Genomic DNA, 22,103 nt, shown 5'->3' on the forward strand with positions numbered 1-22,103 from the left:
TAAGCTTGTCATGGCAGGAACCGTATCACTGAAGCCCGTCATTTCCGGACACGTCCAGAGGCGGGCTGTCACGACTGAGCCACGTTGGGTGCGCTGGCTACTGACAGCTACTGCCATCGGATTTCTGCTGACGTTTCTGGTCCTTCCGCTGGTATCGGTTTTCTACGAGGCACTGGCGAAGGGACTGGAGACATACGTTGAGGCCGTCCGCGAGCCGGATACCCTGTCGGCCATACGCCTGACACTCATGGCCGCCGGCATTGCTGTGCCGCTGAACATGGTCTTCGGGCTGTCCGCCGCGTGGGCCATCACCAAGTTCGAGTTCAGGGGCAAGAACATCCTGCTGACGCTGATCGATCTGCCGTTCGCCGTCTCGCCGGTGATCGCAGGTATGATCTATGTGCTGCTGTTCGGTGCACAGGGGATCATCGGCCCCTGGCTGATCGAGCGGGACATCCAGATCATTTTTGCTGTGCCTGGCATCGTCCTGGCCACGGTATTCGTGACGTTCCCGTTCGTGGCGCGGGAACTGATCCCGCTCATGCAGGAGCAGGGAACCGACGAAGAGGAGGCGGCCATCGTGCTCGGCGCAAACGGCTGGCAGACGTTCTGGCGCGTGACGCTTCCGAACATCAAATGGGGACTTCTGTACGGCCTGATCCTGTGCAACTCGCGGGCCATGGGCGAATTCGGTGCAGTGAGCGTCGTCTCAGGACATATCCGGGGGGAAACGAATACGATTCCGCTTCACGTCGAAATCCTTTACAACGAATACAGCTTTGCCGCATCCTTTGCCGTGGCTTCGCTGCTGGCGGTGCTGGCACTGGTGACGCTTGTGGTGAAAAGCATCGTCGAATGGCGCCATCACCAGCAGATCACCGGGAACGGGCAGGACATGCACGGGGAGGCCGCCTGATGAGCATCGAAATCCGGAACCTGACCAAGCGCTTTGGAAACTTCGTGGCTCTGGATGACGTCTCCGTTGACGTACCCAACGGGGAACTCGTCGCCCTGCTGGGGCCTTCGGGGTCCGGAAAGACCACGCTGCTCCGTATCATTGCAGGGCTCGAGGCGGCAGATGGCGGCACGATCCACTTCCACGGCGAGGACGCCACGCAGCGCCATGCCCGGGAACGAGGAGTCGGCTTCGTGTTCCAGCACTATGCCCTGTTCAAGCACATGACGGTCTTCGAGAACATCGCGTTCGGGCTGCGGGTGAAACCACGCAACGAACGGCCGCCGGAAGCCCGCATCCGCGAGCGCGTGGGCAACCTGCTCGAACTGATCCAGCTCCCGTGGATTACAGACCGCTATCCTTCACAGCTTTCCGGCGGACAGCGGCAGCGCGTGGCGCTCGCCCGTGCGCTGGCCGTGGAGCCGAAGGTACTTCTGCTCGACGAGCCATTCGGCGCGCTGGATGCCAAGGTACGCAAGGAACTGCGCCGATGGCTCCGGCGGCTTCACGACGAAGTCCATGTGACCAGCGTGTTTGTCACCCATGACCAGGAAGAAGCCCTCGAGGTCGCTGACCGGGTGGTGGTGATGAACGAGGGGAAAGTCGAACAGGTGGGCGCGCCTGACGAAGTGTATGCCCATCCCGCCAATCCGTTCGTTTATAGCTTTCTCGGAAACGTCAATCTCTTCCATGGACGGTTCGAAGGTGACGCCGCCAGAATTGGCGATCTGCGAATCTCAATGACCGGTTCCGGAGGGATAGACGGTGCAGCCGCCGTCGCGTACGTGCGCCCGCACGATATCGACGTCCGGCGTCAGGCAACGTCGCCCGCTGACATTGAAGCCGTGGTGAAATACGTCCGTGCCGTGGGTCCGGTGGTGCGGCTCGAACTCGAGCGCCGTGACGGCGGGGGTCTAGTGGATGCCGAACTCTCCCATGACCGCTACCGGGAGGTCCAGGCACGCGAGGGCGATACCGTTTTCGTGGGTGTCCGGAATCCCAGGGTATTCGCCGAGGACTTTACGATCTAATAGCCGCTCGCCTTGCCGTTCTGGACCACCTGCTGGTCCTGCTGCTTCTTGAGCAGTACCCCAAGATAGGGAAAGTCTTTCTCAAGGTCGCCAGGATTGAGACCACCCCGCACCAGGCACTGAAGCCAGTCGATCAGCTCGCTGGTCGAGGGTTTTTTCCGGAGATTGGCGAGATCGCGAATTTCGTAAAACCGCCTCAGGGCGGCGTCGAGGAGCTTTTTCTCAATTCCAGGATGATGAAGGCGGACGATCTCCTCCATGAGCGGCGGCTCCGGAAACGCGATATAGTGAAACACACAGCGGCGCAGGAAGGCGTCAGGGAGTTCCTTCTCGGCGTTCGATGTGATGATGACGATGGGCCTGACCTTCGCCTGGATGCGCTCGCCCGTCTCGGGAATGTCGAATGACATTTCATCGAGTTCCTGAAGGAGGTCGTTGGGGAACTCCAGCTCCGCCTTGTCAATCTCGTCAATCAGCAGGACCGACTGCTCATGGCTGGCGAACGCCTGGCCGAGCGGTCCCAGCTTGATGTACTGGCGGATGTCGCGGATATCCCGGTCCCCGAAGCGGGAATCGTTCAGCCGTGCCACCGTGTCGTAGGTGTAAAGTCCCTCGCGGGCCTTCGACGTGCTCTTGATGTTCCAGACGAAAAATGGCTTTCCAAGCGATCTGGCAACTTCATGGGCAAGCTGCGTTTTTCCCGTGCCGGGCTCACCCTTGATGAGCAGCGGGCGCCCTAGCACCACCGCCACATCCACAATGGCCGATAGCTCCGTGCTCGCCACATACCGTTCCGTACTTCCAAAAGCCGGTTTTTTCATAGGCCTATTCCCCTAGCAGATGAAGGGCTGGGGAAGCTACCCGGGACACGTTACTCCGGCCGGCGGCGTGCGGCGAAAATGGCGATAGCCATTGCCACGAGCACCGACACGGCGGATACCGCAGCCCCGGTCAGCAGTCCGGGGGTCTGGTACCGGAACCGGACGATGGTTTCCCCAGCCTCCAGCATGACACCCTGATTCGCATGGTTGACCGGCAGGATGTCCACCGGCACTTCGGCTCCGCCGGGCAAAATCCGGTTCGCCGTCCAGCCCCGCATGTAGGTTTCACGTAATACCAAAAGTCCCGGCTCTGCCTGCCGCATGCGGATATCGTAACGCTCGGGAGACCATTCCAGGATATCACAGGCTTCCGGCACGGTTTCACGGTGGCCGTCAGCGCCAAAAGGGCCCAAGGCTATACGGTCAAAATCCCATCCGGCGCCATGATCAGCAGCAGCGAGACGATCCACCACCTGACGTCCGTCCGGTATCTGAATCCATTCCCGGGGACATATCACCCGCGCCGGATTTCCCCTGGACCAGAAGATGATCTGACTCCCCGCCTGAAACGCCGGCTGGAAGCTTCTGAGCCCGCTCCTGTCTTCCTGCGGATAGATCCGGGCCAAGGTTCCCTGCAGCACTTCATAGCGGTCAGACCACAGCTCCCGCGACAGTTCGACCAGACGCCTGCTGACCAGCGAATTGATGGTGTACGGAGAGCTGAACCCATAAAGCGAGCCGAACTCGTAGTGTATGGTTTCCCGGTCCTGGTGCTCGAAGGAGCGCATGGTAAAGCTGGGGCCGGGCGGAACCCCCGCAAGAACACCTGGCAGTGCAATCCGCGGCGGGACCACCGGTTTTCCGGCGGATGAATACTGCGCGAGAATATGGGCAAACTGGACCGGCACGGACCGGAAGTCTGACCGGCTCCGGGTGAAGTTCACCAGACTGGTTCCATGGGCCAGCAAGTCAGCGGCTATAACGAGAACGAGAACGCCAGCGTACCGTGGCTGCCGGGATAAAAGGAACAGAAGCACGGCCAGTGTAACCAGCACTATTGCCCCGTGGGTGACCGAACCCCATACGACGGTTTCAACTGAAGAATCTATTGCCGGGATCCATGCCTGAAATACCGCCAGCCAGTCCGTCAGCACGAGCACGGCGAAAAGGATCACCATCACGGCCGCCGCATATACCAGCCACCGCCGGATGCGAAGCGACGATTCCAGAACTGCCTGCAGGCCAAGCGCGGCCAGAATCGCCATGCCGAAGGTGAACCACGGAAGGGCCCGTTCGGGATTCCGGAACCGGTCCCATCCGGGAACAAACTGATAAAAAAACCTGTAAAGATCGGCCGGTGCATGGGGTCCCATGCACAGCCATCCGCCAAGCACCGTAACAGCGGCGGCGAACCAGAAAAGGGTTCTGAACCGGCGAGATACCCGCAGGCCGAGGACAGCCAGGGAAACCGATGCTGCGCCCAGATATCCACTGGCAAAATACAGGGTCCCATAGGGCGGTTCGATCAGGCGCACGGGCCAGATCGTGTTGGAATCCCCAAGATCGTGCCCCCATATTCCAGGCAGCACGAGATCCAGCCACCGGAACCAGGGACGAGCGCCGGCGCTGGCAAGTGCAAGGCTGAATCCGGACTGCCCACGGGCCGCTTCGGGAACCACCAGAGCGACCGGGAACCACTGGACCGCCGAGATGCAGACCGCCACGACCAAGAGGCCAGTGACCAAAGCGATTGCCCGGAGCGGTCTGGAGCCATTCCAGCCGCCCCCTCCGGCGGCGGCATCCGGGCTACGCCATGTCAGGACAAAAATGGCCGCCATGCCCGCATTCAGGATAAAGGTCTGGGGATCCGCCGCCAGCATTGCCAGCGTGCCGGTTGCCACCATCAGAAGAATGGCGCCGGCAGATCGAAAGCCGGAAGCAAGAGTCCGGCTCACTCCAAGCAGGAACCAGGGCATCCATGACTGGGCAAAAAGAAACTGGCCGAGGCAGGTACCCGTCAGGAATGTCCCCGAACAGGCGAGAACAAGGGCGCCCACCAGTGAGGCCTTACGGCGAAGACCAAGCGCCAGCAGAAGACAGGCCATTCCCCAGCCGGCAACAACCAGATGGGCGAACACCAGCAGATTGAAGGCACTGACAGAATCGGACGCGGCCAGCGTCAGCAGCTTTGGAAAGTAAAACACCCCCTGCACGGGATCGGCGGCAAAGGGAATGCCAGCCCCGGCATACGGGTTCCACAGGGGAAACTCTCCGGCCGACATCCGGCCATGCCAATAGTGAAAATTGGGAATGAAGTTGACACCGTTGTCCCGGCTGAACAGCGACCGGCCTTCCACAAAGAACGGTCCGAACAGGATGCCGATAACGATTGCAATACACGCCAGCGGCAGCACCGACCGTCGCAGAATGGTAGTCATGGATTCTTCCGGTGATCCCGGTGGAAAGCCAGTCAGTCTTTATACCCGCATCTTCACGCCGTGGTCCGTGTCATGCGTGGCGACTTCAAGAGCGGAAGCATGGGAACTCGCCAGTTCCACAATCTTCTTTCCACGTTCGGTCAGCGTCAGTTCGCAGTGGGCGATCTTGGAATTGAGACAATGCGTAAGCGGACCCTTTGGATTGTGGTAATACAAACCGACCATATCGTCCTTGGAAGACTGCATGTAACCCTTCAGCCGGTACTCTTTTGCCTCCACGTCAAAGGTCCACCGGTTTGTCTCGATCCGGCAGCCGGGCGAAATCGTCCCCTTGAGCGAGAGCATCGGATAGTTTTTCCCCCTGTAACGGAGAAACAGACGCGTCACCGGCGGAGTCCACAAGGGGCCAAGCTTCAGCTTTCCGGTAAAACCCTCAAAAAAAGTGTCGTCTTCGCCACTATCCCACAGCGAGCAATGGCCCCAGGCGTAAAGGTCCGTGTGCTTGCTCCCCCAGTTGTGACCCTGCATTCCTTTCCAGCCAGACACGTCGAGCCGCCGTCCGTTGGCCTCAATCCAGCCACGGAACCGGGTGTCCGGATAGGGCGAAAGCGCTTTCGATGAGGGCACCTTCGTCTGGTAAAGTTTCTCGTTCGGAAAATGGTGAAACGTCTCCCCCACCGGATCGAAGGCGAGATCCCAGTGAATGCGGTTATCGCCGGTCTTCGCGCCGCCACGAGTAAGGCCGGTCGTAAACGTGCTGTCACCGAACCGGATACCGACCTTGCTCCGGCCAAGCTCGCAGCTTCCGACCGGATATGACTCCTTTACAGCCACATGGTCATGCGTCTTGCCGTCAAAGACGATGGCCCAGACATCCGCCGTGGCCTTTTCAGGCCGCCCGTCGGGCTGGAAGATCGTGAACTTGAGCCACCAAGCAACCGGTTCGACGGGATGATTGCCCTTGAGGAAGTAACTCTCCACATGTCCCGCATCGCTGGAAGGATCGTACCGGACCAGGTTGTCTATTTCGTTCTGAGTCATCGGCATAAGATCCCCTCCGGCGACGGCCTTTTATTTCTTTTTCGCCACTTGGGCTTCTTCGGCCATCCGCTTGTACAGGAGGGCTTCCTTGTGCTTGGGGTCCACCTTCAGCACGAGCTCGGCCGATTTCGCCGATTCAGCATACTCACCGGCGGCATAGAGCGACACCGCGAGATTGAGCGAAGCCATCTGGTAGGCCGGATTGAGGCCATGGGCCACGCGGAGCTGCTCAATGGATCTCTGGATTTCCCCGTTTTCACGGAACGAGATTCCCAGCTTTGTCTGCACGTCCACGAACATGGGCCGGAGCCTTACCGCTTTTTCGTACTCGTTGATGGCTTCTCCATATTCACCAAGACTCCGGTATACATCCCCAAGCTCTGCATGCATGTTGGCGAGCTTGGAGAGCACCATCGGGTCCAAACGGCCCTGTCCGGCCTTGCGCGCCGTGGAGAGTGCGTTCTGGTAAACGTCATGGGCCCGCTGGTAATAGCCGAGATCGTTCAGGATCACCGTCAGGTTCAGGGCCGCTTCCATGTAGTTCGGATTGATCTCGATCGATTGCTCAAGGAACTTGACCGCCTGCTCGAACCGGCCACGGGAGTGAGCGATCACACCCAGCATGTAATAGACATCGGCATATTTGAGGCTGCCTTTCACCAGCGAGTCGAGGAGCGGCTCGGCTTCGTCATACTTCTTCGCCTCGAACAGCGTCTTTGCCTGCAGATATACGGATTTGGTGTCAGCATCCATCGTGATTGCCTGCGCTCCCCTGTGAAACCAGCTGTGTACCGGTCCATTACCGCGACAGGCGCAAGCCCGTCAAAGGGACGAGGATAATTACCCTCTCGCCTTCCCCGCCACCACGTCGTCCCTGTGCCCGGCTTCCGGCCGGGCGGCAGGAATGAACCCCGGAATCCGTACCCGGACTTTCTGGCGCCGGACGGTGACGACGGTCTTGATATTGCCGCGTACGTTGAAATCCCCGGTCACTTCGATAAACGCCGGTGCCAACAGCGACTCCAGATCACCCAGAATCCGGTTCGTGACTCCTTCATGGTAGCTGCCCACGTTCCGGTAGCTGTTGATGTACAGCTTGAGGGATTTCAGTTCCACGCACCAGCGGTCCGGTACGTACCGTATCCAGATGGTGCCGAAGTCGGGAAAACCGGTCTTCGGGCACAGGCAGGTAAACTCCGGACAGGTCATCCGGATTTCGTAGTGCTCCCTTGAGGGGTTCGGAAATCGCTCAAGCGGGTGCAACGGTAATTGTGAACTGTTCCCTTTTTGAGTCCGGGACTTTTTCGGCATACCGGGAGTGCTCCTCTCCATGTTCGCAAATCATGGCCGGATGGCACAGTTTTGTCACACACGCTAGCCTATACTCGCCGGAGACGAGTTCTTACGAGGAGAGCCCGCCCTGAAGGCACCCACAGAAACCATACCGGCACAGGCCGCCAGCTATCCCGATCTCTCCGATTCCTCCTGCTACATCAACCGTGAGCTATCGTGGCTTGAGTTCAATGCCCGTGTGCTCGAAGAGGCACTGGACGACACGACACCGCTCCTGGATCGCCTCAAGTTTCTGGGAATCGTCAGCTCGAATTTTGACGAGTTTTTCCAGATCCGGGTCGGCGGCCTCAAGGAACAGCTTCAGGCCGGTGTCGAGGAGCGGAATGCGGATGGACTTTCTCCGCAGGAACAGCTCCGCCGCATCTCCGCCCGGACGCATGAACTGGTCACCATCCAGTACGACTGCTTCCGGAATATCGTGCAGCCGGAACTGGAAAAGGCGGGGATCCGGGTCCGGAAGGTCCGGGATCTCCAGGGCCCACAGAAGGAATTCGTCGAGAAATATTTTTCCGATATCGTGTTCCCGGTCCTGACGCCACTTGCCGTCGATCCGGCCCATCCGTTCCCGCACATTCTCAACAAGTCGCTGAATATCGCCGTGGCGCTCCGGGGGGCAGGCCGCGGACGGCGCAGCGAAACCTCGCTGGCCATCGTGCAGGTACCGGGCGTGCTGGACCGGATGGTGAAACTTTCCGAGACGGAACCGGGCCTGACGGAGTTCGTCCTGCTGGGCGATCTCATCGCCTTCAAGGCCGCCAACCTGTTTCCTGGCCTCAAGGTGATTTCAACCTTCTCGTTCCGGGTCACCCGGAATGCCGACCTGGATGTGGACGAGGACGAGGCCGACGACCTTCTGGTGGCGATAGAAAAGGAGCTCCGGAGCCGCAACCGCGGGGCTGCCGTCAGGCTTGAGCATCACGCAGATGCCGATCCCGAAATCCTTGAGCGGCTGCGAACCGCCCTGCATCTGGACCCGGAGGACTGCTATGCGGTTCAGGGGCCGCTCCATTTGGCTGATTTTATGGCGTTATACGGCCTTGAATCAGTCGCGAAATTACGGGAGCCCCCCTATAACGCGCCCGTCTCACCTCACCTGAAAGATGCCTCCTCCATTTTCGACGCCATCCAGAAACGCGACATACTGCTTCATCATCCTTATGAGTCCTTCAACTCTGTTCTCGAGTTCATCCGCCAGGCGGCGAGCGACCCGAACGTGCTCGCCATCAAGCAGACATTGTACAGAACAGGCACCGACAGCCCGGTGATTGCCAATCTTCAGCGGGCAGCCGAGAACGGAAAGCAGGTAACGGTCCTGCTGGAACTCCGGGCCCGGTTCGACGAGCAGGCGAACATCAAGTGGGCACGGGCGCTGGAAAAGGCCGGCGTCCATGTTGTTTATGGTCTCATTGGCCTCAAGACCCACTGCAAGGTAGCACTGGTAGTCCGCCGGGAAGGGGCCCAGATACGCCGGTACGTCCATCTGAGTACGGGAAACTATAACCCGTCTACAGCAAAGATTTATGGTGACATCGGCCTCTTTACATGCAAGGAAGCCTTCGGAGCGGATGCGACTGCATTGTTCAACCTCCTAACCGGCTACGGCCGCGCCCCCTCCTGGCACCGGCTGACCGTGGCGCCTCTCGGCATGAGGGAAAAAGTGATCGAACTGATCGACCGGGAGGCCAGAAACGCCGCCGACGGCAAGCCGGCCAGGATCATCGCTAAAATGAATGCGCTGGTCGATCCGCTGGTGATCCAGGCTCTTTACCGGGCTTCACGGGCCGGCGTCGCCATTGATCTCATCATCCGTGGAATCTGCTGCCTGCGGGCCGGCGTGCCCGGCCTGTCAGAAAACATCCGGGTACGAAGTATCGTTGACCGCTTTCTGGAGCACAGCCGGGTTTTCTGTTTTGAGGCAGGCGGAACGAAGGAGATTTACTGTTCCAGCGCAGACTGGATGCCACGGAATTTCGTGCGGCGGGTAGAGACGATGTTTCCGATTGAAGATCCCGCCATCCGGACCCGCATCCTTGACGAGATATTCGCCGGCGTGCTGGCCGACAATATCAAGGCGCGTATCCTGAAGCCGGATGGTATCTGGAGCCGGGTGGAACGGAAAGCCGATGAGCCCGAATGGCGAAGCCAGTTCCGTTTCATGGAGATCGCCCGCCAGACACCAGAGACGGTGCAGCAGAAAACCCCATTCGAAGTACGTCCGCTCAGCCAGATGGAGCCGGAAAAATAGGCGGGACTATCCCGCCATCGCCGTACGAAACGACGGATGTCCCTCTGGAGCGGGACGGTCATACTCGCCTGGGAAAAGTCTCCGGACCGCCCGGAGCAGTTCAAAATACCTGAGTGGCTTGGTGAGGTAATCGCTCGCTCCTGCACGGCCAGCCTGCTCGCGGTAATCGGAACCGGCAAAGGTAGTGAGAACAAGGACAGGAAGCTGCACTGGCGCGTAGAGCTTTCGCACGCGCTCGACCAGCTGGATACCATTCATGTTCGGCATGGCGAGATCGGTAATCACGAGGTCGTAGTTTCGGCCCTCGTCGCGGGCCCGATTGATCCGCTGGATGGCGACAAGACCATCGGGAACTGTTTCCACATCACAGGCACAGATCTTGTGCAGCCAGAGATCAAGAAGCTGCCGGACGACACTGGAGTCATCAGCAACAAGTATCGACAGCTTCTTATGCCCGGTCATGTCAGTTCTACCCTCGAGCAAGCACTTGGAGCGGTCAAAACACCAAGCTCCTTGCATTTTAATAATTAAATCCCCATAGGGCAATTCTCGCGCCTGCATCAGGCTAACGCGCCGCATCACCAAAAAAGCACAGAACCCCCGCCGCTGAAGGCGAGGGCTCCGTGCCTAAACCCCCATGCGGGTCAGTCAATTCGGATATCGGGCATCAGCCTGCGGCTAATAATCAGCTTCTGGACCTGTCCGGTCCCCTCGAAGATGTCATAGACCTGGATGTCACGGAAGGCCTTTTCCACGAGAAGTTCTTCCTCGCAACCGTGCCCGCGGATCAGGTCCAGGCAGTCACGAGTGACTTCCTTGCCCACTTTTGCCGAATATGCCTTGCAGGCCGAAGCCTCCTTGGTATTCGCCAGGTCGAGATCGGCCATCCACACCGCGTGATAGGTGAGGTAACGGCTCGCCTGAACCAGCCGGTCCATGCGGGCAAGCTTCTCCTTGATCGCGGCATAGCGTGGAACCGGACGGCCGAGTTCATAGTTCTTCACCAGGAAATCACGGGTGGTGTCCAGTGCCGACTGGGCGATGCCATTGGCCATCGCCGCCACGAGCGGGCGGGTAGTATCGAAGGTTTTCATTGCCGTCTGGAAACCGCCCTTGGCGAGTTTTTCGTAGCGGTCCTCTCCGCCAAGAAGGTTGTCCTTGTGAATCCGGCACTCCTCGAATCCGAGCATTGCTGTTTCCGAGGCACGCAGGCCCAGCTTCTTTTCGATCTTGAGCACCGAGAATCCCGGCGTACCCTTCTCGACAATAAATGCCCGGTGACCTGCGCGTCCCTGCGACTTGTCAATCGTGGCGAACACGATCACCCAGTCGGCGCGGCCGCCACAGGTGATGAAGCACTTTGTCCCGTTAAGGACATAGTAGTCGCCATCCTTGCGGCAGGTCGTCGAGATGCCGGCAACGTCGGATCCGGCCCCCGGTTCGGTAAGACCATAGGCACCCCAGTGAATATCGTTCTTGTCCTTGAAGATACCAAAGTATTTGGCCTGCTGTTCCGGCGTCCCCGATGAACGGAGCGGCGGGCCGCCGAGGCCCGGCCCCGGCATGACCAGCATGAGGCTCGGATCGCCCCAGGCGAGTTCCTCGGCGCCAACGACGGCCATGCGATTGGCCTGCCGTTCGCCCTTCTTCGCCGTGGCGCCAATACCATCCCCTTCACCGCCCAGTTCCTTGGGAACGGCGCCGCCGCCAAGACCCATCGAGTTTATCATCTTGAGGAACTTGCGGTCATGATCATGATTGCGGTCGGCCTTCAGCGCCTGTGCACGAATCTGCGATTTGGCAAACATGCGTACCATGTCGCGGAGCTGCGCCTGAGCCTTGTCCAGTTCAAAATCGATACCCATTTAAAATACTCCTGAAAAATTCCGTGTGGGCCCCGAAAGGGCGGTCAGTTTTTCACCGGCACGATGATATCGGCCGCGGCTGCATCATTGAGGCCAATGGACCCGAGCAGGACGCCAAGCTGGCGCGAATCGCGCAGCCATTTTTCTGCCGGATAGTCCTCAATGAAACCAGCGCCGCCGAGCACCTGCACGCAGTCGTTGGCCACCCGCACCGACACGTCGGCCGCGTGAGCCAGTGCCTGCAAAGCCGCAAGCCGTGCATCCAGTCCCTTGTCGAACAGGGCTGCGGCCTTCCAGACCAGCCAGCGGGCCGAGTTCGTCTCGGTAAAGGCATCGGCAACCATGAAAGCAACCGACTGGAACTGCCCGATCATCTTGCCGAAGGCCGGCCGCTCCTGGGCGTATTTGGCGGCATAGTCAGCCGAAGCGGTCGAGACGCCAACGAGCCGTGCGGCAATGAGAATCCGGAGCCGGGTCAGTGCCTTCTGGATATCGGTTCCTTCCAGAGCCACGCCCTTTACGTTCTCGAGCTTCACGTTGCAGCACTCGATGGTGCGGAGACCGCACTTCTCAACCGGTGCGCCGACCGCCAGGCCTGCTGCGCCCGCTTCCACAACGAAAGCCCTCAGGTCGCTCGCGTCGGGGGCCGATCCGGTCTTGGCAATCACAACAAACAGTTTCGCGTCCCTGGCGCCGTATACCCAGCGCTTCTCGCCACTGATGACATCGCCCTTGACGGTCGTTGCCATGTTGCCAAACGTGTCGTCATCAAGGGCCTTTTCCGAGATGGCCAGCGCAATCCGGCAGGACGGATCGCCCGCATTGCCAAGATACGTTTTCTTCTGGGCCGCCGAGCCCAGTTCCAGAATTACCTGTGCACCAAGGCCGGGGCCGTCGAGACCCAGTGCCATACCGGCATCGCCCCAGGCGATCTCTTCCTCAACGATTGCGCGAGTGACCGTTCCCTGTGCAAGACCACCGAGATCTTCGGGAAAATCGACGAGCGGGAAACCGTTCTCGACATAGTCCTTCCGGATCTTGTCCGGAATGGCCTTGTGCATTTCGCATTCGCGGTAAACGTACTCCTTGTCGCCCTTGCCCCGGATACGGTCCACAGCAAACTTGCGTGCCGTCTCCTGCATCTGCTTCTGTTCGTCGGTCAGTTCAAAGCTGATCGCCATGATTTAGGAACCTCCCTGGTGCCCGTCCGCGTCTCTGTTCACGACCGTCCGGCTCGGACCCTGTAACTTGCGGTTTCACCCCACGCAGGCCACCCTGCTGCGAGGCCTTCCCCCGTTACCGCACCTTGGCGCAACTGGTCAAACCGCCGTTCAATGAAAGCAGGGGGCGCCGCCGAACCTGACCGAACCCATGTTCGATGAATACGGCCCCCAGCCTATTCGCCATTTAAACGCAGGCTCACCGCAATTTAAAGAGGACTTGCAGCAGGAACGTGGGAGCACAAGGAGAGAAAATTTACACGAGAATCTCACCCACAAGGTCATAGACATCAGCGGCAGTGATGCGAACCGGGACGATACGCCCGGTAAATCTTGCGGGATCGAGTTCCTGGATGTGGTCGCCATAATCCTTTGACTGGATACCGGCAATGTGAACCTGGCCGTCGATATCGGGAGCCATACCCGAAGTGCGGCCGGTCATCAGATGCTCGCTCTCGGGATGCGACCCCTCGACAATGACGTCGAGAGTTCGTCCCACAAGCGCCTTCGACCGGGCACGGGCGATCCCCTGCTGCACGCGCATGAGCCGCGCCAGCCGACGCTTCTTCACGTTCTCGGGCACCTGGTTTTCCATCTGGCCGGCAGGAGTGTTTTCCTCCCTTGAATAGGTGAACGCGCCCATGCGGTCGAAACCATACTCCTCGACGAAATCGATGAGCTTGTCGAACTGTTCGTCCGTCTCGCCCGGAAAGCCCACAATAAATACCGTCCGGAGCACGAGGTCCGGAATCTCGCCCCGCAGGCGCGTCATGAGATCACGGACAGTACGCTCGCGTGTGTTGCGGCGCATGTTTTTCAGGATCGTGTCATCGGCATGCTGGAGCGGCATATCCAGATAGCTGACAAGCTTTTTCTCCGATGCGAGCAGCGATACCAGCTCCGGAGTGAACTTGTCCGGATAGTTGTAAAGGAGCCGTATCCACCGGATTCCGTCCACCTGGACCAGTTCGCGCAGCAACCGGGCCAGCGTGGGCCGGCCGGGGAGATCCTCCCCATATGACGTCAGATCCTGGGCAATGAGATTGATCTCGACACAGCCATTCTCCGCGAGCCGCACCGCCTCGGCCATGATATCCGCAACAGGCCTTGAGCGCTGCGCGCCGCGAAGCTGCGGAATGATGCAGAAACTGCAGGTGCGGTTACACCCCTCGGCGATCTTGAGGAAAGCCGTCCACGGGCGGCCGGAAATTTCACGCGTCGAGTAGCTCTCAAATGTCGCCTCCGGATCTCCGATGGCCGGCAGTTCGAGCTGACCGCCATAAAGATCATCGATGGCATCGGCAATGCGGGCGAACTCGCCCGTACCGAGAAAGCGGTCCACTTCAGGAAGCGCGGCAGACATGTCTTCGCCACGGAAATTCTGGGGCAGACAGCCGGTAACAAGGAGCTTTTCGCAGGCACCCTCTTTCTTGAGACGCCCCAACTCGACGATGGTATCGATCGACTCCTGCTTGGCCGAGGCGATGAAACTGCAGGTGTTCACAACAACAATCTGCGCTTCATCTTCGGACCGGGCCACTTCGAAACCGCGGCGGCGCAGCAGCCCCAGCATGACCTCCGAATCCACGAGATTCTTCGGGCACCCAAGACTCTGGAGGAATATTTTCTTCGGCCCCAGGGCAGGAGAGCTTCGGGCAGAAAGGGACAAGACGGCATACCTCACCGGGCAAACCCGGCCAGGCCTGCCACCGGCCCGCATTATGGGGATAGACGGAGGGAAGGCAAACGGGAAACGCCGTGGCTAGTGCCGCTGGTCCAGCCGGTCCAGATATCTTTCAAGCGCTTTCCAGCCATCGGGAGAGATGGCAATAAACTGGATGCCCACGCCTTCAGCGTGCTTGGCGTCGGGCTGCCGGTGGAACTCGACATAGCCGTCGACTTCGAGCTTCTCATGAGTATCGGGAATCTCGATGGTAAGCGTCACCATGTCGCCGTGTTCCAGCAGGCGGCCGGTTTTGACGAACATGCCGCTTCGGGAAATATTTTCAGTGTATTCCTGCCGCAGTTCGACCGCGTCACGGAACACCAGCGGTATGGATACCGGGTGCCGTTCATGGCGCCGGTGATTATCTGTTTTCATGACCTTATCCTCCTGACCATTACTGTACTGCTGGCCGCTCCAGGTACCAGACCCTGACTAGTTCCTGCCGCCTTTCAGTACGGTTACCCCGCCTACCATTTTACGCCTGCCCGGAAGAGGCGCAACGAGGAATTTCAGCCAGTTATGGCGATGATGCGTGTTGAGGTGTGGTGAACCGTGGTGACAACTTAACCTTTTGGAATTAGTAAGTTTTTGTCCCTTCGACTGCTTCGGCAAGCTGGGCAATATAGTCGTCCAGAAGCCGCCGGTCCCGGGCCGGGAGCGGGCCAAACTCGATCCCGGCCCCCTTTCGGGTGCCGGTATGGCTGTGAATCACCCGGGCGGGGATATCCAGGACCAGTCCCTTTCCCGGCAGGGAGATTTCCAGCGTAAGTGCCTGTCCGGTAGTGAACTTCTGGGAGGTTTCCAGAAAGAGACCCCCTCGCGAGATATCAAAGGTGGCGGCAGACGATGCGCCGCCCGTAATTCGGTAACGGACCTCGATCCGGACCTGATGCCGGGGATAGATTCGGGTATTCAGCGCCATGCAAACGGGGCCAGCGGGTTCCCCTCCGGAATCCCGCCCGCAACGTTTCTATCATGCGCCGTTGCAAGAATTAACGCAACCGAAAGCTCCCGGATATCACCCTTCTGGGCGCTCCGATTTCGGAAGCAGCCCCCGAAGATCGCCCGACAGGCGGCCCATCTCGGCAGCAGTCGTGGCGACCTCCTCGCTCATCTGTGCAAATTCGCGGACTAGCTTTGTCACCTGAAGAGCACTGCCGGAAATGTGTCCGATGGCCGAAGCCTGCTCGCCCGCGTCATTAAGACTCGATTCCATTGACTGCCGCACGGCAGCTACGCTGTCCCGGATAGCATCAAGGCCCGAACGGGTACCCGCAAACCCCGCCTGGAATTCATCAGCCTTGAGCCGGATCTGGCCGACCGCGTCGGCCGAAGCACCGGTCTTCGATTCGATTTCGACTACCGCACGTCCGATTTCACCGCTCGTGGCGGCAGCCGCCTCAGCAAGCTTGCGCACTTCCTCGGCCACGACGCCAAACCCCCGGCCGTGCTCGCCGGCCCGGGCCGCCTCAATGGAAGCATTCAGTGCAAGCATGTTCGTCTGGGCCGCTATCTCCTGGATGGTATCGGCAAACCGGGCGACCGACTGTACCTGCCGTGCCAGCTCACCGATGGCCTTCTGGGATTCATCCACAGCCCATGTAATCTGCAGGACTCCGCTTTCGATCTCGGCAATCAGGCTGTCGATCTGCCGTGCCTGTCCATCAGCGGCTGAAATCTGCTCATTACCCGTGCGCGCACGCTCGGCCAGTGACCGGGCGCTGGCGGCGACCTCCTCGGTGGTGGAGGCGATCGATTCGGACTCTTCGCGGGCATGGTCCGCCACCTCGGCCAGCCGGCCGGTGGAGGCGGCAATCTGCTCAACCGATGAAACCAGGGCGTTCGAGGCGCGGGCAAGACGCTCGCGTGAATCTTCCAGGTCAATGAACGTCGCGTCCATCTGTCCCCGCAAGGCAAACTCCTTCCGGAGTGTCCAGTTGAGAACGGCGGTGGGAAGCCCCAGAAACGGCAGGGTCACCGAATAGAGCAGCCCCAGCTGGACAGTCTGGTTCATGGCCGCCTCGGGCATCCGGATGGCAAACACCAGCAGATGTCCGCCCATTACAAGCAGATAGAATGCACCCCACTGGACATAATTCACGGGGAGGACCACCGGTATCACGACGATGTATGCAGCCATCACGACACCGTGCAGATAGCTTAGCTGCGCTCCGGTGCCGTAAAACGCATGGTCATTGCCAGCAACGTATGCCGTCGCCACAACGATCATGTACCATGAAAACATCCGCCAGTTCCGGAGGACCGGCACAAGCACCAGGGTGGTGAGAGGAATAATCCCCCAGACTGTCCGGCGGCCTAAAACTTCCTCAATGGTGTACGGGTCCGTATAGAACATGCTTTGGCCAGACAGGAGGTATTCGGCCACCGTCAATCCGAAAGTGGCGGCGAGGCCAATGTAACAAAGCATCCGCCCACGTTCGGGCCACAGGGATTCGAGATATTTCTCGAATACCCGCTCGGTCTCTGTACTGAGTATAGATTCCGCCATCCCCTGCCTGGCACCAAGCCCAATCACGCCAATACCGGCACGGTCCCGCAAGAGGGCACCGGCCGGTCAATCAAAACTGCGAATCTATCCGAGGGTATCCGAACTGCCTCGCGATTGGCCAGAGGAATACATCAAAGTCAGAACAGGCTGTTCAAAATGCTGATTACCGCCCGCACACCGAGAAAAATTCCTACAGGAATGGCCACATAGAGCGCATACTTCAGTACCCGCTGCAGCATCCACGTGTCGTACGAGAAGTTGAGCTTCCGAAGCGCCTCCCGGTCTTCATCGCGGACCTTCTTCCGGGGTTGAGCCGGTTTCGCTCCTTTCGACATGGCAGGCGGCGGCTTTCCCGCCGCTTTGGCAGCACCGGGCATCACATGCTTGTAGGCCTTGCCTCCACTGACGGGAGCCATTTCGGCGTCCGGCACCTTCAAGCCGAGGGTTTCATTCACAAAGCCGCGGAGCTGGTTGATGTCATGCGCGTAGACTACCTCGAACTGTATGCCCATTCCGGGTGGCCTCGCCTGGTCTTCGTCCACCTTGCGGCGCACAATGCCAATGATCTTGATTGGCGCCGTACCCGGCTTCACTTCCAGCCGCAGGTACACCTTGGTCCCAGCCAGCGCCGGCTTGGCCGTCACCAGAAATATCCCGCTTTCGGAGATATCGGCCGTCACGCTCTGCGCGACATTGGAGTCGAACTTGTACTCGACCTTCAGGGCCGCGGGCACTCTCTGGACGACCCGGCGCTCCGAATCCGACGACGGCGTGAACCTATCCATGAACCTCTCCCCAAGACCCCCGCAGACTGGCCAAGAATACAGGTTCTGCGGCCCGGAGTGAACTTCGGAGAGCAAACGCGGAATGGCGCACACACGGTATCTAATTTTTTTGCATTTGTTTCAGCTACCGTAACAGCAACGAGAGTCCGTGCATAACCAATTGAAATTACAATGATATTTATGGGTGCACGGGGTTGCAGACACCCCCTTACCGGACCGCCTTCTTCCTTTTGTAACCCTGTTGCTAATGCACTAGTTTACGGCCTCTTCAGGCAGGTCCCGGGGGGAATTCGTTCGACCGGACTGGCCTGTAGCAACTGTTTTCCACTGTTGTGGTAGTCCGCTGGCCATCGAGGGGGATGGAGAGTCATGTTTTCATGGAACCGGATCCGTATTCTGCCGCTTGCAGCCCTGGGGCTGCTCAGTCTCGCTGCCTGTGGAGCGGACAACCTCTCCCAGCAGCTTGAAACCAGTCCGCTTGGCGAACTGGTGACGGCGGAAGATACCCCTGTCGGTTTCCAGATCAGGGGAACCAGCCTCGATAACGGGGATGCGGACCTGACGGTGAAAATACTGACTCCGCCAGCGCATGGAACCCTCAGCGCCATGTACGGTGGAGAACCCCTGACGGTCACCTATACGCCCGACCCCTACTTCAGCGGGACTGACGAGTTTTTCTACCAGATCACGACCGGGGACGAACGCTCCGAGGTGACGGGTATCGGCTCCATTACTGTTCAGCCGGTCGTCAATGAGCCGCTGATCAGCGTTTCAGCCGAGGGCGACGAGGACACCCTGATCCCGCTGGACATCACGGCGCTCCTGGCGGATACCGACGGATCGGAAACGCTCTCCCCTGTGGTGATTTCCGGCATCCCGGACGGAACCTTCCTCAGCAATGGTTCCTATTTCGGGAACGGCGTCTACTCACTGACCCAGAACCAGCTTGTGAATCTCAAGATCATCCCCCAGCTGAACCGTGACGAGGGGTTTGAGATCACCGTCGAGGCCACCGCCACCGAAACCGCTACTGGAGAGACCGCTACGACCACCGTCATTCATGAAGTGGTGATCCATCCGGTTGCCGACGCGCCGGTCCCGTTTGGCATCACGGATACGGTGGACGAGGATGATTTCGTTGATATCCTTCTTGATGCCTCTGATGCCGACACGGGTGATATGGTGTCGCTCACGGCGATCAACGGGCTTTCGAATGGCACCGTGACCGATACAGATGACAATCTGCTCGTCTTCCCCGTCGCCATCCCCGCCATGATCCGGTACACGCCTGACCCGGATTTCGATGGAGTGGAGACGTTCACGTTCAGCGTGACGGACACCCACAATCTCACATCCACCGGAAACGTGACGATTACGGTCATTCCCTCCGGCGATTCGCCCGTTGCCACCCCCCAGGCAGTCACGCTGTTCGAAGACTCCACCATCAACATCGTGCTGACCGGAACGGATCCCGACACTGGCGATGCCGTATCCGTCCTGAGCATACAGAATGGACCTGCAACGGGAATCCTGACGACCCTTTCTGGAAACCCGGTCGCGCTGCCGCTCGCCGCCCCCATTACCGTGCGTTACGTGCCGGACCCGGATTCGGACGTGAACGACAGCTTTGAGTTCACCGTGAGGGATATTGCCGGCAACACCGGCTCGGCGACGGTCACGATCAGCGTCACGCCGGTCAACGACCCGCCCCGTGCCATCGGCAGCGCACACACGCTCGACCAGGATACGTTCGTCGATTTCACACTGGACGGAACCGACCCCGACACGGGCGATACCCTCTTCATCCAGTCCATCCTCGTTCCGCCGTCCAGCGGCGTCATTACCGACCAGTTCGACGCGGCACTGACCCTTCCGTCGGCAACGATCACGCAGGGTGCGAACAATGGCCTTCCCGTCCGGTACCGGCCGAATGGCGGGTTCTTCTCCAGCGATCTTGCCGTCTTCCGCGTCCAGGACAGCACCGGCCTTACCCACACCGCGGTCGTGAACTTCACGGTAAACCGGGTGCCCGTACCTCCGGTGGCCCAGGCCGGCGTAGCCACGGTGAACGAGGATTCCTTCACGTTCATCCAGCTTACCGCCACCGATAGCGACATCATCCACGGCGATCAGGTGTTCCTGACCAATATCCTGAACGGCCCGGCGAACGGAACCGTGACCGATATCAACGGCGCCGCGCTCTCGTTCCCCATCCCCATGCCGGCCACTGTCCGGTATACGCCGGTCGCCGACTATAGTGGCGGCGACGCTTTCGATTTCGAGGTCACCGACACCGAGCCGGGCGCTTCATCCACGGCAACCGTTGTCATCACTGTCGATCTGGTGAACGACGCGCCGTTCCTGACCAATGTACCGGCGTCGATCACCTGCGCGGCCGGGGACACTCCGGTCTTTCAGGCCACGGGCGATGACATCGACACCAATCCGGCGACGCTGACCTTCGACCGCAGCGGCGGCACCTGCGCCTTCGGAACGGTGGCGGCTGACGGGACCGTGGGCGGCACCTGCGCGGTGCTGGGCTCGCTCTGCACTATCGGCATCCGCGTCTCCGACGGCGAAGCTTCCGCCACGGCGATGCTGACCATCGGATACAATACCCGGTTCGTCCGGACGCCACCGGCGGGTTCCGGCAACGGAAGCTCATGGGCCAACGGCACGGCGAATATCCAGCAGGCGATCAACGATCTGGCCCCGGTCTCCGGCGGGCAGGTCTGGGTGCGGCAGGGAACCTACCGTTCCAGTGGCACCGGCACTTTCATCACCATGGCCGATGGCGTGAGCCTGTATGGCGGATTTGCCGGCACTGAGGGCACCGTCTCCCAGCGCCCCTCGACACCATTCGTCCACAGCGTGCTATCGGGCGACACCAACGGGGACGGCCTGTTCACGCCGACCGACTCCAGGCGGGTTATCCACGCCGCGAGCGATGCCGATATCGATGGCTTCATCATCACTGGCGGCAACGGAGTCCTGGATACCGGGATGAATAACACAAGCGGTGCGGGAATCGGGGCCGAATATGTCACCAATCTCGTGATCAGCAACGTGATTATCAGGAAAAACCAGGCCCTCGGGGCTGCAGATGCCAGCGGAGCGGCGATTTATGCCGAGGGGTCAGAACTGTGGGTGCTGGATTCCGTCATTTTGGACAACCACGCAAACTTTTTGGCGGGAGCCATCGCCGGCTATGGCTCAACCCTGGAAATGGACAATGTAGTTGTCAGCGGAAATACCAGCCAGTTCCAGGGCGCGGCAATCTTCATGAATGCCGGATCAACTGCCACGGTTTTCAACTCCCTGTTTTCCGGCAACGGAGTCACACACAACGGCGGTGCCATTTACAACCATGATTCGGACCTTCTGGTCATCAACTCAACATTCCGCGGAAACAGTGCGGGCGTCAGCGCCTTCGGCTCCGGCGGTGCCATCTTCAGCCACAACAGCGGCGGCGGTGGAGCCACTCTGGAAGTGGTTAATGCCACTTTCAGCGGCAACGACGCCAATGCGGGCAATGGTGGCGGCATATTCAATTCGGTCGGCAGCACGGCAACCATCACCAATTCGGCCTTTTACGGAAACACTGGTGGCAGTGGGGCTGTCGATTGGGTGGATGCACCGGCATTTGTTGCAAATTGCGCCGACCAGAATCTGGGCGGCGGCAACACCCAGATATTCACCGATCCCTTCCTCCATGCGGCCAGTGGCCAGGTATTCCTCGATCCGTCCGGATCGTGCGTGGATACCGGTAGCGATGCACTGGCCGATGCGGCATTTGCCGTCATGGGCGGCCTCGACTGGACCCAGCAGACAACGAACCGCGACACGCCAAGCACGCTGGATGCTTCCCCGGCCGATCCAGGCCGCCACCATGTGCCCTACCACGTCTGGATCAAGACGTTCGAGAAATCGGGTGGCACGACCTTGAGCTGGACGACCAACGCGGCCAGCTCCTGCATTCTTTCCGGCGGCGTGCTGACCGGACCGCTGAATGTCGCCCTGAACAGCTCCCTCGTTCCGGGCGGAAACGGCGCCTATACGCTCACCTGCCAAGGGGTGAACGGTCCGGTCACCGCAGCAATCAGCCTGCCGTAAG

Annotated in this window: 17 protein-coding genes; 4 read left to right on the top strand and 13 right to left on the bottom strand. The window is 59.7% G+C overall.

Annotated elements, in window-relative coordinates; translation table 11 throughout:
* The first annotated feature begins 10 nt into the window (after positions 1–10).
* A complete protein-coding gene (cysW, locus tag KIT79_04310) occupies positions 11–916 on the top strand; it encodes a sulfate ABC transporter permease subunit CysW (protein MCW5828522.1) in 906 nt (301 codons plus the stop codon).
* Positions 916–1,986 carry a sulfate ABC transporter ATP-binding protein gene (locus tag KIT79_04315; protein MCW5828523.1) on the top strand — a complete coding sequence of 357 codons (1,071 nt, stop codon included), beginning with the start codon at positions 916–918 and terminating at the stop codon, positions 1,984–1,986. Before cysW ends, KIT79_04315 begins: the two co-directional genes overlap by 1 nt.
* Here KIT79_04315 and KIT79_04320 read toward each other — a convergent pair.
* The 5 genes from KIT79_04320 to queF form a co-directional block, all read right to left on the bottom strand.
* Entirely contained in the window at positions 1,983–2,807 is an 825-nt protein-coding gene (locus tag KIT79_04320; protein MCW5828524.1) for a MoxR family ATPase, read from the bottom strand. The two genes, KIT79_04315 and KIT79_04320, sit on opposite strands and share 4 nt — an antisense overlap.
* A 50-nt stretch (positions 2,808–2,857) precedes the next feature.
* Positions 2,858–5,245, bottom strand: coding sequence for a hypothetical protein (locus KIT79_04325; protein ID MCW5828525.1), 2,388 nt, complete (start codon positions 5,243–5,245; stop codon positions 2,858–2,860).
* A gap of 39 nt (positions 5,246–5,284) precedes the next feature.
* Positions 5,285–6,286, bottom strand: coding sequence for a hypothetical protein (locus KIT79_04330; GenBank protein MCW5828526.1), 1,002 nt, complete (start codon positions 6,284–6,286; stop codon positions 5,285–5,287).
* Positions 6,287–6,316: 30 nt separating this feature from the next.
* The gene (locus KIT79_04335; protein ID MCW5828527.1) at positions 6,317–7,039 is read right to left on the bottom strand and encodes a tetratricopeptide repeat protein; all 723 of its coding nucleotides are present in this window, start codon (positions 7,037–7,039) and stop codon (positions 6,317–6,319) included.
* A gap of 87 nt (positions 7,040–7,126) precedes the next feature.
* Positions 7,127–7,597 carry a preQ(1) synthase gene (queF, locus tag KIT79_04340; protein ID MCW5828528.1) on the bottom strand — a complete coding sequence of 157 codons (471 nt, stop codon included), beginning with the start codon at positions 7,595–7,597 and terminating at the stop codon, positions 7,127–7,129.
* Between the two features lie 70 nt (positions 7,598–7,667).
* On the opposite strand from queF, the gene ppk1 reads away from it, so the two are divergent.
* On the top strand, positions 7,668–9,884 hold the full coding sequence (ppk1, locus tag KIT79_04345) for a polyphosphate kinase 1 (GenBank protein MCW5828529.1): 2,217 nt from the start codon (positions 7,668–7,670) through the stop codon (positions 9,882–9,884).
* A 6-nt stretch (positions 9,885–9,890) separates the two neighbouring features.
* Here ppk1 and KIT79_04350 read toward each other — a convergent pair whose 3' ends face one another.
* From KIT79_04350 to KIT79_04385, 8 genes are all read right to left on the bottom strand, one after another.
* Positions 9,891–10,346 carry a response regulator gene (locus tag KIT79_04350; protein ID MCW5828530.1) on the bottom strand — a complete coding sequence of 152 codons (456 nt, stop codon included), beginning with the start codon at positions 10,344–10,346 and terminating at the stop codon, positions 9,891–9,893.
* Between the two features lie 182 nt (positions 10,347–10,528).
* Positions 10,529–11,749, bottom strand: coding sequence for an acyl-CoA dehydrogenase family protein (locus tag KIT79_04355; GenBank protein MCW5828531.1), 1,221 nt, complete (start codon positions 11,747–11,749; stop codon positions 10,529–10,531).
* A 44-nt stretch (positions 11,750–11,793) separates the two neighbouring features.
* Positions 11,794–12,930, bottom strand: a complete 1,137-nt coding sequence (locus KIT79_04360; protein MCW5828532.1) for an acyl-CoA dehydrogenase family protein — start codon at positions 12,928–12,930, stop codon at positions 11,794–11,796.
* 295 nt (positions 12,931–13,225) lie between these two features.
* Positions 13,226–14,689, bottom strand: coding sequence for a 30S ribosomal protein S12 methylthiotransferase RimO (gene rimO / locus KIT79_04365; protein ID MCW5828533.1), 1,464 nt, complete (start codon positions 14,687–14,689; stop codon positions 13,226–13,228).
* A gap of 42 nt (positions 14,690–14,731) precedes the next feature.
* Positions 14,732–15,070, bottom strand: a complete 339-nt coding sequence (locus tag KIT79_04370; GenBank protein ID MCW5828534.1) for a PilZ domain-containing protein — start codon at positions 15,068–15,070, stop codon at positions 14,732–14,734.
* A 202-nt stretch (positions 15,071–15,272) separates the two neighbouring features.
* Positions 15,273–15,617, bottom strand: a complete 345-nt coding sequence (locus KIT79_04375) for a PilZ domain-containing protein (protein ID MCW5828535.1) — start codon at positions 15,615–15,617, stop codon at positions 15,273–15,275.
* A gap of 96 nt (positions 15,618–15,713) precedes the next feature.
* On the bottom strand, positions 15,714–17,204 hold the full coding sequence (locus KIT79_04380; GenBank protein MCW5828536.1) for a hypothetical protein: 1,491 nt from the start codon (positions 17,202–17,204) through the stop codon (positions 15,714–15,716).
* A gap of 137 nt (positions 17,205–17,341) precedes the next feature.
* Positions 17,342–17,989 (bottom strand): PilZ domain-containing protein, encoded by a 648-nt coding sequence (locus tag KIT79_04385; GenBank protein MCW5828537.1) that lies wholly within the window; start codon positions 17,987–17,989, stop codon positions 17,342–17,344.
* A gap of 369 nt (positions 17,990–18,358) precedes the next feature.
* Between KIT79_04385 and KIT79_04390 the strand changes: the two genes are divergently transcribed.
* Positions 18,359–22,102, top strand: coding sequence for a tandem-95 repeat protein (locus KIT79_04390; GenBank protein ID MCW5828538.1), 3,744 nt, complete (start codon positions 18,359–18,361; stop codon positions 22,100–22,102).
* Position 22,103 lies beyond the last annotated feature (1 nt).

Source organism: Deltaproteobacteria bacterium, from assembly GCA_026129095.1.
GTDB lineage: Bacteria > JAGRBM01 > JAGRBM01 > JAGRBM01 > JAHCIT01 > JAHCIT01.

Bases quoted from the DNA above. Each gene is read 5' to 3' on its own strand.
- cysW (MCW5828522.1), top strand. From the start codon at position 11: ATGGCAGGAACCGTATCACTGAAGCCCGTCATTTCCGGACACGTCCAG.
- KIT79_04315 (MCW5828523.1), top strand. From the start codon at position 916: ATGAGCATCGAAATCCGGAACCTGACCAAGCGCTTTGGAAACTTCGTG.
- KIT79_04320 (MCW5828524.1), bottom strand. From the start codon at position 2,807: ATGAAAAAACCGGCTTTTGGAAGTACGGAACGGTATGTGGCGAGCACG.
- KIT79_04325 (MCW5828525.1), bottom strand. From the start codon at position 5,245: ATGACTACCATTCTGCGACGGTCGGTGCTGCCGCTGGCGTGTATTGCA.
- KIT79_04330 (MCW5828526.1), bottom strand. From the start codon at position 6,286: ATGACTCAGAACGAAATAGACAACCTGGTCCGGTACGATCCTTCCAGC.
- KIT79_04335 (MCW5828527.1), bottom strand. From the start codon at position 7,039: ATGGATGCTGACACCAAATCCGTATATCTGCAGGCAAAGACGCTGTTC.
- queF (MCW5828528.1), bottom strand. From the start codon at position 7,597: ATGCCGAAAAAGTCCCGGACTCAAAAAGGGAACAGTTCACAATTACCG.
- KIT79_04350 (MCW5828530.1), bottom strand. From the start codon at position 10,346: ATGACCGGGCATAAGAAGCTGTCGATACTTGTTGCTGATGACTCCAGT.
- KIT79_04355 (MCW5828531.1), bottom strand. From the start codon at position 11,749: ATGGGTATCGATTTTGAACTGGACAAGGCTCAGGCGCAGCTCCGCGAC.
- KIT79_04360 (MCW5828532.1), bottom strand. From the start codon at position 12,930: ATGGCGATCAGCTTTGAACTGACCGACGAACAGAAGCAGATGCAGGAG.
- rimO (MCW5828533.1), bottom strand. From the start codon at position 14,689: ATGCGGGCCGGTGGCAGGCCTGGCCGGGTTTGCCCGGTGAGGTATGCC.
- KIT79_04370 (MCW5828534.1), bottom strand. From the start codon at position 15,070: ATGAAAACAGATAATCACCGGCGCCATGAACGGCACCCGGTATCCATA.
- KIT79_04375 (MCW5828535.1), bottom strand. From the start codon at position 15,617: ATGGCGCTGAATACCCGAATCTATCCCCGGCATCAGGTCCGGATCGAG.
- KIT79_04380 (MCW5828536.1), bottom strand. From the start codon at position 17,204: ATGGCGGAATCTATACTCAGTACAGAGACCGAGCGGGTATTCGAGAAA.
- KIT79_04385 (MCW5828537.1), bottom strand. From the start codon at position 17,989: ATGGATAGGTTCACGCCGTCGTCGGATTCGGAGCGCCGGGTCGTCCAG.
- KIT79_04390 (MCW5828538.1), top strand. From the start codon at position 18,359: ATGTTTTCATGGAACCGGATCCGTATTCTGCCGCTTGCAGCCCTGGGG.